Source organism: Chryseobacterium ginsenosidimutans (assembly GCF_024807225.1).
Classification (GTDB): domain Bacteria; phylum Bacteroidota; class Bacteroidia; order Flavobacteriales; family Weeksellaceae; genus Chryseobacterium; species Chryseobacterium ginsenosidimutans.
Genome location: NZ_JANUCO010000001.1, coordinates 1811106 through 1823842, shown reverse-complemented (window position 1 = coordinate 1823842; position 12737 = coordinate 1811106). Strand labels below are relative to the sequence as shown.

At 35.3% G+C, this 12737-nt stretch carries 7 protein-coding genes and 2 pseudogenes; 4 read left to right on the top strand and 5 right to left on the bottom strand.

Going from position 1 to position 12737, the window contains the following annotated elements:
* Positions 1–115 precede the first annotated feature (115 nt).
* Positions 116–1039: a DUF4349 domain-containing protein gene (locus tag J3D55_RS08730; RefSeq protein ID WP_259130422.1), complete on the top strand. Its 924-nt coding sequence runs from the start codon at positions 116–118 to the stop codon at positions 1037–1039.
* Positions 1040–1276: 237 nt separating this feature from the next.
* Here the strand turns inward: J3D55_RS08730 and J3D55_RS08725 are convergent.
* A pseudogene (locus tag J3D55_RS08725) lies at positions 1277–2417 on the bottom strand (acyl-CoA dehydrogenase).
* 244 nt (positions 2418–2661) lie between these two features.
* Here J3D55_RS08725 and J3D55_RS08720 point away from each other — a divergent pair.
* Positions 2662–4441, top strand: a pseudogene (locus J3D55_RS08720) (AMP-dependent synthetase/ligase).
* A 452-nt stretch (positions 4442–4893) separates the two neighbouring features.
* Here the strand turns inward: J3D55_RS08720 and J3D55_RS08710 are convergent.
* Both J3D55_RS08710 and J3D55_RS08705 read right to left on the bottom strand, forming a co-directional pair.
* The gene (locus J3D55_RS08710; protein ID WP_259130418.1) at positions 4894–5670 is read right to left on the bottom strand and encodes a zinc ribbon domain-containing protein; all 777 of its coding nucleotides are present in this window, start codon (positions 5668–5670) and stop codon (positions 4894–4896) included.
* Between the two features lie 3 nt (positions 5671–5673).
* Positions 5674–6771: a Nif3-like dinuclear metal center hexameric protein gene (locus tag J3D55_RS08705; protein ID WP_259130415.1), complete on the bottom strand. Its 1098-nt coding sequence runs from the start codon at positions 6769–6771 to the stop codon at positions 5674–5676.
* Positions 6772–6833: 62 nt separating this feature from the next.
* On the opposite strand from J3D55_RS08705, the gene J3D55_RS08700 reads away from it, so the two are divergent.
* Positions 6834–7661 (top strand): ion transporter, encoded by an 828-nt coding sequence (locus J3D55_RS08700; protein WP_259130414.1) that lies wholly within the window; start codon positions 6834–6836, stop codon positions 7659–7661.
* Positions 7662–7704: 43 nt separating this feature from the next.
* Positions 7705–7863 carry a hypothetical protein gene (locus J3D55_RS08695; RefSeq protein ID WP_259130413.1) on the top strand — a complete coding sequence of 53 codons (159 nt, stop codon included), beginning with the start codon at positions 7705–7707 and terminating at the stop codon, positions 7861–7863.
* Between the two features lie 304 nt (positions 7864–8167).
* Here J3D55_RS08695 and J3D55_RS08690 read toward each other — a convergent pair whose 3' ends face one another.
* Both J3D55_RS08690 and J3D55_RS08685 read right to left on the bottom strand, forming a co-directional pair.
* Entirely contained in the window at positions 8168–10141 is a 1974-nt protein-coding gene (locus J3D55_RS08690; RefSeq protein ID WP_259130411.1) for a T9SS type A sorting domain-containing protein, read from the bottom strand.
* A gap of 137 nt (positions 10142–10278) precedes the next feature.
* Positions 10279–12507: a GEVED domain-containing protein gene (locus tag J3D55_RS08685; protein WP_259130409.1), complete on the bottom strand. Its 2229-nt coding sequence runs from the start codon at positions 12505–12507 to the stop codon at positions 10279–10281.
* Positions 12508–12737 lie beyond the last annotated feature (230 nt).

The window sequence follows — 12737 nt, the reverse complement described above, 5'->3', positions numbered from 1 at the left end:
TTTTACAAAACATTAAAAAACAACATCTTAATAATTTACATCTAATAAATTATCCATTTACAATCGTTACAAAAATTTCACTCCTAATTTTACTTCAACGAAAAAAATTAATATTATGAAAAAGTTCATCTTACTCGTTGCTGTATCAAGCACGTTCATCATGTGTAAAAAAGGAGAAGCTGCAGGATCTAAATTGGAAAACGCTGCAAATGCAGCAGACAGCGCAGTTTCCGTTGCCTCTGAAAAAATAAATGACGTAAATGATAAAGCAAGTGCAGCTCTTGATTCTGCCAATGTAAAAATTAAAGAATTTGAAAAGACAGGAAATGACGTAAAAGATAAAATCGCAAATACTTCAAAAATCGTCGATTCTTTATCTGAAAAAATATCATCGGTTAAGCTTGAAACGAAAAAAGATTCGGCTAAAAGAGAAGAAAAAATAGTGGTGAATGTTCCGGCTCCAAAAGTCATTAAGGAAACAAAAATCGTTTATAAAGACAAGCCAAAGAAAGAAAATTACGAACTGAATGTTCCGAAAAATAAATTAGTAAAAACCGGAATTCTAGAACTAACCGTTGATGATGCCGAAACCGCAAAAGAAATTGTAAAACAAGAAGTTTCGAAATATGACGGTTTTATCAGAAGTGAAAATATTTCGTTAAATAACGACGAAAAGAAAATAGCGTATTTAAAAGTAAGAGTTCCGATTCAAAAATTTGATTATTTGATGGAAGATCTAAGCTACAATCTTGGAAAAGTGGAAAATAAAAGTATTGAGCTTTCCGGGCAGGATATTATGCAAAACACCATGTGTGAAGTCGACATTACATTGTACGGAAAAGCAGACGGTTATTCGGAAAATAACGAACCAAAAACCTTTGGTGACAAATCTTTCGCCGCAATTTCTTCAGGTTGGGAAGTTATCACCTCTATTTTACTGTTTATCCTTCCGCTGTGGCCATTATTTCTAATTCTTGGTGTTGGGTATTACTTTTATAAAAGAAGAGGTAAAAATACAACAAACAACGATTCTAACTAAATTTTCAAATCCATCCAAGTGATGGATTTTTTATTTTAATATTATTTTAATCTAATTTCTGTTTTCCAAAAAATTCTTATTTATAAATTTACTTAATTATTAAATGAAGATTTAACTCTTACTAAAAAATTCAATCTAAAAAGTAAGACAAACATATTATTAATATTTTGTGGTTCGTGTGAAAGTAAAAAGGCTCCCAAATTGGAAGCCTTTTACTATTTCATTATAATTAAGCAATTACTTTGCAATGCTTCTTGAGATTACGATCCTCTGAATTTCAGAAGTTCCTTCATAGATCTGAGTGATTTTTGCATCTCTCATCATTCTTTCTACATGATATTCTTTCACATATCCGTATCCACCGTGGATTTGTACTGCTTCAATGGTAGTATCCATTGCAACTTGCGAAGAATATAATTTTGCCATAGCTCCGATTTCAGAAATATCTTTTCCGGCATCTTTTTCAACAGCCGCTTTATAACAAAGCATTCTTGCAGCCGTGATCTGAGTTGCCATATCTGCCAATTTGAAAGCGATCGCTTGGTGATGAATAATTTCTGTTTTGAAAGCTTTTCTTGTTTTAGCATATTTCAAAGCCAATTCGTAAGCTCCTGAAGCAATACCCAATGCCTGAGAAGCGATACCGATTCTCCCTCCGTTTAATACTGCCATCGCAAAATTGAATCCGAAACCGTCTTCACCGATTCTGTTTTCTTTCGGTACTTTTACGTTATTGAACATCAAAGAATGCGTATCACTTCCTCTGATTCCCAATTTGTCTTCTTTTGGTCCGATTTCAAAACCTTCCCAACCTCTTTCAACGATAAATGCGTTGATTCCTTTATGCTTTTTCTCAGGATCGGTTTGTGCAATTACGATGTAGTAAGATGCAGTACCCCCGTTTGTGATCCAGTTTTTGATACCGTTTAAAAGATAATAGTCTCCCTTATCTTCTGCTGTCGTTTTCTGAGAAGTGGCATCAGAAACCTGCTTCAGGCTCAGACAAAGCAAAAGCTCCGATTACCTGTCCGCTTGCAAGAGGTGTAAGATATTTCACTTTTTGCTCTTCGGAAGCGAATTTTTCAAGTCCTGCACATACCAATGAATTATTTACAGACATAACAACAGCGGCAGAAGCATCAACCTTTGCAATCTCTTCCATTGCCAAGACGTAAGAAATACTATCCATTCCTGCACCACCGTATTTCGGGTCTACCATCATTCCCAAAAGTCCCATTTCTCCCATTTTCTTTACTTGCTCAGTAGGGAATTTCTGGTCGCGGTCTCTTTCGATAACCTCCGGTAATAGCTCGTTTTGTGCAAAATCCCTTGCTGCCTGCTGAATCATCAGCTGTTCTTCTGATAAATTAAAGTCCATAAAAATTGAATAATTAGATGGTCGCTAATTTACACTTTTTGAGCATATCTGAAAATAGATTCATCAATTAGGAGTAAATCAAGCAATTAACCCAATTTTTAAATATTCATTATATATAAAATAACTTTGAATTATTAAATATATTATGGCACACATTTTATTAATTTCTAATTAATCACTTCTAATTTCCATAATTAAAAAAAATGCTTATATTTAAATTCCTTTAACAATTACTATAAAAATCATGACAATCAAAAGATTATTTGATATACCTCACCACGCTTTAGAAACATATCCCAAATCGGATATGTTTGTGACAAAATACCATGGTGAATGGAAAAAAACTTCAACGCAAGAGTTTATCAATGAAGCCAATAAGATTTCAAGAGGTCTTTTAAAACTTGGAATAAAGCCGGGTGATAAAATTGCTTTGATTACTACCAATTCCCGTACAGAATGGGCAATTATGGATCTTGGTCTTTCCCAGATCGGTGTGGTTTCGGTACCTGTTTATCCCAATATTTCTCCCGAAGACTACGAATTTATCTTCACGAATGCCGAAATTAAATACTGTTTTGTCTCCGATAAAGATCTTTTGAATAAAGTGGTAAAAGTAAAACATAATATCCCTTCATTACAGGGAATTTTTACTTTCGACAATATCAGCGGCGCTCCCAACTGGAAAGAAATTCTTGATCTTGGAGAAGACGATTCTACCCAAATTGAAGTGGAAGATCTTTCGAACGCCATTAATTCTGAAGATTTAGCAACGATTATTTACACCTCCGGAACCACCGGAAAACCAAAAGGGGTAATGTTGACGCATCATAATATTGTCTCTAATATTCTGGGCTCAATTCCAAGAATTCCGAGGAAGAAAAGCCTTGATTATAAAGATACAAGAGTACTGAGCTTCCTTCCTATCTGTCATATTTTTGAAAGAATGCTTTTTTACCTTTTCCAATATAATGGTTTTTCGATCTATTTCGCGGAAAGCATTGATAAAATGGGTGAAAACGTAAAAGAAGTGAAGCCACATTACATGAGCGTTGTCCCTCGACTGGTTGAAAAAGTGTATGATAAAATTTATGCTACAGGTTCATCTGCAGGGGGTTTAAAACAAAAAATATTCTTTTGGGCATTAGATTTAATTTCTAAAAAGAAAACCGTTTCAAAACCTTCTGGATTAAAGGAAATTATTGCCGATAAATTGGTATTTAAAAAGTGGAGAGAAGGCTTAGGAGGCGAAATTATCACTTTAGTTTCGGGTTCTGCTGCTTTGTCTACAAGATTAAATTTAATGTTCCAAAACGCGGGAATTCCAGTTTTAGAAGGTTACGGATTAACGGAAACTTCACCGGTAATTTCTGTGAATGCTTTTGGGAAGATGAAAATCGGAACCGTTGGTTTACCGCTAGACAATTTACAGGTGAAAATTCAGGAAGATGGCGAAATTACGGTAAAAGGACCTTCTATTTTCAAAGGTTATTTCAAAAATGACGAAATGACAAAAGAAGCTTTTACCAACGACGGATATTTCAGAAACCGGAGACATCGGACATATTGATACGGATGGATTTTTGCAAATCACAGATCGTAAAAAAGAAATGTTCAAAACTTCCGGAGGAAAATATATTGCGCCTCAAACGATTGAAAATTTAGCAAAAGCTTCAAAATTTATCGAGCAGATTATGGTTGTAGGTGACGGCGAAAAAATGCCGACTGCATTGGTACAACCGGATTTTGAGTTTGCAAAAAGCTGGGCAATGAGAAACAATTTAAATATCGGTTCAACTCCACAGGAAATTGCAAAAAGCGCAGAATTAAAAGACAGAATTAAAAAAGAAATTGATGACATCAACGAACATCTTGGAAACTGGGAACAAATCAAGAAAATTGAATTGACACCGGAAGTCTGGAGCATCGATGCAGGATTGTTAACCCCAACTTTAAAGCTTAAAAGAAAAGCCATTAAAGAGAAGTTTATCGATCTCTACAATACGATGTATGAGCATCATGAATAAAATATAACCGCTTCTGTTGAAGCGGTTTTTTTGTTTTTAAAATTAATTTAAACACAAATGTGCACGAATATTTTTTCACAAATAACACAAATTGTAAAACGTCGTTTTTGTCATTCAGAATGAAACGAAATGAAGTGAAGAATCTATTGGAATTTTGCATTGCTGAGATTCAAGTGGATGGTTATTTTATGTTTTGGCTAAAGCCTTTTTCTTTGTTTATAATTATTAAACGGGCTGAAGCCCGCTCCTATTGATGTGACAAAATTTGTGTTATTTGTGCGAAAATATTAATGTCTTCTGTGTAAAAACATTCATCCAATTTGTGAAAAAATATTTGTTTCCATTCGTGAAAATATTCGTGCTTATTTGTGTTTAAATTACCATTCAATAAAGCACAAAAAAAAGCTGCTTCAAAATTGAAACAGCTTTTATATTTTAAAATCGTAATTAAATTAGAATTTAATCACAGAATTCATTCTTTCGTTTTCTTCCATTACCAACTCGTCGTCAACAAGGATTTTCCCTGAATGCTCATCGATAATAATTTTCTTTCTCTGAGCAATTTCCATTTGCTTTTGAGGCGGAATTGTGAAGAAAGATCCTTTTGGAGCTCCTCTTTCCAATCCTACTACTGCAAGACCGTTTGGAGAGTTTGTTCTGATTCTGTTGTAAGAACCTAATAATCTTTCGTCGATTTTAGCAGAATATTCTTTAGATTTCTCTAATAAATATTCTTCTTCTTTTTTAGTTTCAGAAACAAGATCTTCTAATTCTTCTTTTTTGAATTTCAGGTGGTTCTTAAGATCGCTGATTTTTGTGTTCAACTCATCTAAAGTCTCATTTTTGTGAGCAATTTTAGCACCGAATTCTTTGATTCTCTTATCAGAAAGTTGAATTTCAAGTTCCTGATATTCAATCTCTTTGCTTAATGCTTCAAACTCTTTATTGTTTCTTACACTATCTTGCTGAGATTTGTATTTTTCAATTAAACCTTTTGCATGGTTGATTACTTCATGCTTCGTTTTAATCTGATCGTCCTGATCTTTGATATCTGCATGGAACTTTTCAGCTCTCTTTTCAAGACCTTCGATTTCAATCTCAAGATCCTCTACTTCGATTGGCAACTCTCCTCTTGTATTTCGGATTTCGTCCAATCTAGAATCAATGATCTGCAAATCGTATAAAGCTCTTAACTTCTCTTCAACTGAAATATCGTTGGTTTTTGCCATATTTTAAATGAAATAATTTACCGGGTTTGTTTTCTCAATAGATTTTGAGATTGCAAATGTACTAAATTTTTGTGACAAAATTTCAAATAATTGTTGAGTCACAAATTGTTCTGATTCAAAATGCCCTATATCACAAATCAGCATTTTAGATTCTGCCAAGAAAAAATCGTGATATTTGACGTCTCCCGTAAGGTAAGCATCACATTTTTTGGAGATTGCAGATCGTATTCCGCTTGCACCGGAGCCTCCCAAAACGCCTACTCTTTTAATTTTTTTACCATTAAAATCAGAATGTCTTATCATTTCCAGATTGAATTTTTCTTTCACAAATTTCAGAAAATCTATTTCCTCCATCGGTTCTTCAAAATCGCCGTACATTCCCAATCCTGTATGATGATTTGTATTATCCAGACTGTAAATCTGATGCGCGACTTCTTCATAAGGATGTGCGGTTTTCATGGCATTTACAATTTGTCCCTGTTTATAATCTTCAAAAATAACGGAAATCATATCTTCATCGGCATTTTCTCTGATATGTTGTTGTCCTGAAAAAGGATTTGAACCTTCAATCGGTCTGAAAGTTCCGTTTCCGTTAACGGTAAAGCTGCATTCGTCGTAAAAGCCAATATTTCCTGCTCCTGCATTGAAAAGTGCTTCTTTTACCTTTTCAGAATATTCTTTCGGTACAAAAACCGTTAACTGTTTTAAATTATTTTTTTTAGGCTGAAGAATTTTTAAATTTTTTAATCCTAATTGATTACAAATTCCCTGATTTACTCCAAAAAAGTCATTATCAAAAGCGGTATGAATCGCGTAAATGGCAATTTTATTTTCAATTGCTTTTAAAACTGCTCTTTCCACATAATTTTTTCCTGTTAAAGATTTTAACCCTGAAAAAATAATCGGATGAAAACATACGATCAAATTACAATTTTTAGCAATCGCTTCATCTACAACGTTTTCCAGAGCATCGTGACATACAAGAATCCCCGAAACATCTCGCGAAGGAACTCCGCACAACAATCCTACATTATCAAAATCTTCTGCCTGCTGCAACGGAATACGCTCTTCTATTTTTGCAATTACTTTACTTATTGTCATTTTATTCTGTATGTTTGTCACGAAAGTAGGGATAATTTATTAATTTTAGAAAAACATTAAAAATGGAAAAAGAGCACAACCTTGTTCCGGGAGACTCGCTCTGGAAAAGACATCTTTACCGAATCATTTACAGATCCGACACCAAGCTCGGAAAGCTGTTCGATATTGTTTTATTATCCTTAATTCTCATCAGCACTTTTATCATCATGATGGAAAGTGTGCCTAAACTAGACAAAAGATTTCATTATACTTTCATTATTTCAGAATGGGTAATTTCCTTATTTTTTACAGCAGAATACGGGTCGAGAATTGCTGTTATTAAAAATAAAAAGCATTACATTTTCAGTTTTTTCGGAATTATTGATTTTTTGGCGCTTGTTCCTTTTTTCCTGAGCTTTATTTTTCCGGTGACAAAATATTTCCTGATCTTCAGAATGCTGAGAATGTTAAGAGTTTTCAGGGTTTTTAATCTTCTGGATTTTATGAATGATGGTACTGTCATTGTAAGAGCTTTAAAAAACAGTTCGAGAAAGATCTATATTTTCCTTTTATTTTTAATTATTTTCTCTGTGATCGTCGGTTCGCTGATGTTTATGGTAGAAGGCGGAAGAAAGGGATTTGAAACCATTCCGCAGGCAATTTACTGGGCGGTTGTCACGGTGACAACGGTGGGTTATGGTGATGTTTCCCCGATTACACCGATGGGGAAATTCTTTGCTGTTATTTTAATGTTGGCCGGTTATTCTATTATTGCTGTTCCTACGGGAATTGTAACTGCCGAAATGAGAAACAAAAGACAAAACCTAGAAAAGATCTGCGAACGCTGCGGAAATGAGGATATTGATGACGATGCAAGGTTTTGTAAACAATGTGGCAAGAAATTAGCTTAGTAGTAAATAGTAATGTAATCTATTAACCAAATACCACAATATCATGGAACCACAAAAGAAAAATAAGCCGAACAGTTTAGTCATTATACTTTTTGCTTTAGTTGTATTAATGATTATCATCTATTTTATCCTCGCCATGTTTTTCCCGACTGTTTTTGAACATATGACTACGGGAGACCTACAACCTGTTCCAAACAAATAAAATTAAAACTTTGCAATAAGAAAGACGGTAAATTTTACCGTCTTTTTGCTTTTAGAGCCTGTTTACAATTCACATTACAAATTTTTGTAATCCCGTTTGAAATATAGTTTTTCTGTTTTCTTGAGAATAAAAGTTTTGTATCGAAAGACTTAGGCTTCTTTCAAATGGAATTCACTATTATTTTTGACGCAAAGATTATATTTTTATTCCATATAATTTTAAAACGTTTGAATTACATTTAAACTACCTTCAAAAAAAAGAGACGACCAAAAACTGATCGTCTCTAATGTTTTAATAATATAAATTATTTTTTAATGGTCTTAATCGTCTGTTTAGAACCATCTTTCATGGTAAGACTCATTAAATACATGCCTTGTTTTAATTCTCCTAAATGAAGCGTAGAACCAGGATTATCGATCACTCTTACCAATCTTCCGGAAACATCAGAAACAGAAACCGATTTTACATTGGTTGCATCTGAAATATTCAATACATCCGTGAAAGGATTCGGATATAGCTTGATATTGTTTTTATTGGCTTTAACATCAGCAGTTCCTAACGTATTTTTGTTGATATTAATGGTGAATGTTCCTTCCAGTTCATCAGACCATCCACTGTAATTACCAACGTTTACATAATACGTATTTCCTGAAAGTGTAGGAATAGAAATGGTTTCAGTTTGTCCTTGTCCTGCGTTATCAACTGTATTTTCACATGATAAACTAGAGCAAAGTCCGCTGTAAACTCCTATCTGAGGATCAAAATCGCTTCCTGCAGGCATTGTTACCGTGATATTAAATGTATCACCGTCTCCTATAAAGCTGAACCATGTTCCGTCGTTCATTTCATCGCTGCAAGAGGTAATCATTCCTGCGTTATTGGTAGCTCCTCCACCGTCATTTTGCACATAAGTATATGGAATAACCGTTGCAGCCAATGCACCGAAACATTCGTCATTTGCAGGCGGCGGCGGTAATGTTCCTACACAGATATCAAAACTCTGATGGCTTCCTATGTCATTATAGCTATATACTCTTATCCAATAAGTTTCTCCTACTGTAAGACCTGTTACTAAACTAGATTCAGGATCTGAACACAGAACACTTGATAACGCTCCACATCCACCACTGAAAACCTGGAAGTAAGTATCCGTATCACCGGTATAAGTTCCTACAGCCTGTATATTTAACAGAGAAATTTTATGAGTCGTTGCTGTTGCCACAAACTTAAACCAGACATCATCATCCGGATTTCCATAACAAGGATCCGGAACTGTTCCTGAATCTGTAGCTCCGATGGTGTATCCTGAAGTTACGGTTCCGCAATTCAGATCGGGGTTTACTGTTAAGCCCGTTGCTGTTGCGCATTCATCGTTTGTTGGCGGCGGCGGTGCGGTTGTAAACATTATTTCGGTACATCCTGCAGATTCACCTCCGGGACCGACTGCTATTACTTTAAGATAAAGGATTACGCCCGGAGCAAATGGTGTTGAAGGGGTAAAACTATTTGTAGTGACGGCTACCTGATTGGCTACATCCGTTCCACCGGAAGTGGTTCCTATGGAAACTTTATAACCTGTAGCGCCAGAAGAATTGTTCCAGTTAAGTGTTGAAGTTAAAGGAACAAATGTCGCATTATTACTTGGATATGTAATCAACGGACAAGCAGGAATAGGGTTGGGCGCAAGACCTTCAATAGTAATTACCGATTTGTAATTCACTAAATTCCCATCCGTTGGTGGTGGTGATGCAGGATCCGGATCTGTATAGTCATTTTTGTAATAAAGGCTAGAATTTTGCGCCCCAGAATACACATACATCGCTTCATCGTAGTCATTATCATCATAACCTGCCGAGTTTTCTTCTGCGGCAACTACTAAATTAGACGTATTGTCATAAGGAAAAGGGGTTGCAAAAGTAACCTCGATTACTCCGTTGGCATTGGTGACAGTTCCCGAAAAAACCTGCGTTAACTGTGCAAGAGGAACCCAGTCTGAATCTGTTGTGAATGATGTTTTTGTGGTAAGTCCGAGATATACGACCCACTGTGAAGAGTTTGCGATAGACATAGCCGGATCGATGTAGAATTTGAGTCCGGTAATGTTTCCTGCGGCATTGGCATTGATTTCCTGTTTTGTAAAAATCTGTTGCACATACGAATATCCGTAATACGTACTAATTGGAGCCGCTCCAACATCTGTGCTTCCTGTACCCAAATTTATTTGAGCAGAAAGAGCCATGCTTATGAATAATAAGCATGAGAGTAGAAATTTTGTCATAAACTAATATATTTTGCTGATTGAGTTACTAAATTAGTAATAAAAATTAAATATGAGCATTAATAATTTATTTTTTAATAAAAAAAATAGCGACTAATAAATTAGCCGCTATAATTATCTATAATAGGTATTAAAAATTACTTTTTGATTGTTTTTATCGTTTGCTTAGAACCGTCTTTCATTTCTAAAGTTAATAGATACATTCCCTGTTTAAGCTCTCCTAACTGAAGAGATGAAGAAGGATTTGCTATTGTTTTCACCAATCTTCCTGAAATATCAGATACGAAAACATTTTTAACATTTTTAATATCAGAAATAGTAATAACATCCGAGAATGGGTTTGGATAAACTTTGATATTATTTTTAGCATCTTTTACTTCGTTTGTTGCTAAAAGACTTGAGTCATAAGCAGAAACTTGGAATTGACCATCAAATACACTGCTATTACTCCATCTCCAAACACTTACTAATAATGTAGCTCCCGGAGTTTGCCCTGTTAAAACTAATTTAGAAAAAGCATCATCTCCGCTATCATCGTCACAACCTACTCCTGTTAATGCACCACAACTTCCCGAAAACGCGTTAATAACCGAATCCGTATATGTAGAACCTGCAACAGCTTTAGTTTCAATAGTAAGGTTTCCTGAAGGCGGAACAACCACCGAATACCAAACATTATTGTTAGCATTTGTCTGGCAAGACAACGGTGTTTCGTCTATCGTAGAACCAATATTTGTAGCGACGATTGCATTTGAAGCAAATGAAGCTCCTATTGTTAAAGGCACCGGAGAACCACAATTATCATTTGTAATACTTGTTGAGAACAGGTATGGACCTGCCCAAGCACTTTTATCAGTAGCTGTACAGCTTGATCTTATCCAAACATAATATGATGTAGATGATGTAAGCCCCGACAATGTTTTAGTAGTTCCGCTAATATTTGCATAATTAGGAGTACTTGTAGAAGTAGGCGCCGTGCTGCTTGTACTGTAATAAAGATCATAACCATTTGCAGGTGCTGTTGCAGGTGCCGTCCATGAAACATCTGCTCCACTTGTTGTAATATTAGCAATTGTACCTGCGGAAGGAGCTATACAGGTAGGAGCTGCAACTATACTAAGTGTATAATCTACATAATTTCCATATGCAGAAGGACCACAGCTTGTAATCGCTCCAGATTCCGACTCACCAATTCTTACTCTGTAAGAACCTAAAGCCTGACCAGCAGGAATTGTAATTGTTCCCGAATTTGTTGCAGAATAAGTAGTTGTTGCCAATATAGCTTCTCCTGCATCTTCAAAATCTAAATCGTTATTCCAATCTACCCAGATATAGAAATAACATGTCGATGAGTTAGAGTTTGCCAGAGAATAATTAAATGTACCTCCCGGATAACTTGAGAAAGTAGTTGCAGAATTATTCACATAAGCTAAATAAGAATTTGCCGAATACGACAAATTGGTAAGAGCTCCGGTTGTGCTAATGGTTTTCAGATAATAAGAAGTAGAACCTGTTCCTCCTGTTGGTAAACAATATCCTGTAACAAAGCTTCCTGCTTGAGACCAAGCACTTTTATCTGTTGTAGAACAAACAGATCTTACCCAAATATAATATAAAGTATTCCCCGTTAAACCGCTTAAGCTTTTAGTTGTCGCAGCAGAAGTTCCCGTTGCGGGCGTTGCTGAAGTCGGGCTTGTATTAGATGTTGATAAGTAATATTCATATCCTGAACCCGGTACCGAAGTTGGTGCCATCCAAGAAACATCAGCTGAAGCTAAAGTAATATTTGATGCTGTAGGAACTGAAGGCGGCAGACATGAAGGCGCTGCACCCTGAGAAACAGTTACATCATCAAAATAAACATAGTTATCTGAAGTAGATAATCCAGATTTGGCTTCTAATCTAAGATAAACATTCCCAGATGCAGGCAAACCGGAAATAGTAGCTGTTTTAGTAGCACAAGATGCAGAAACAACATGGGTGCTGCTGTCGATTGTATAGGCATTCGTCCAAGGACCGGAAGCAGAGGTTGACCATTGCAAATTAATCACTCCAAAATCTGCAGAAGCCGCTCCTGTTGTATTAGCAGAATACTGCGTGACTTTATAAGAAAAACCAACCGTAAGATCGCCTCCGTTGGTTCCTGTAAGTGCTGGTGAAACAAGGTAAGAAGATGCGGCATAATAATTATTTGCCCTTACACTTCCTGCTCCGTTACAAGGTGTTGTAGTACTTCTGCTGAAAGTCCCAGAACCAGTTGTCGTCCAAGAGCCTAAGCCGGAAGAATCCCACCCGTAGGTGTAAGAAATTTGCGCTGATGCTCCTATTCCGAGAGCCATCATACACGCTAGTAAAAGTTTTTTCATTGTTAGTTAAATAAAATTAGGGTTATAAATTTACAAATCAATTTTCATAAAAATCCTAAAATATCACAAATACAAAGAATCAAACAGGCTTTAAATCAATTTTATTTAAAAAAAACACATGAAAATTCACTTTTTATTGAAAAAATAATAATTAAATATAAAAACGCAAGAAATTAATAATCAATAATTTAAAAATTTATCAATATTAGAGGATTTATTCCTGATTTTAA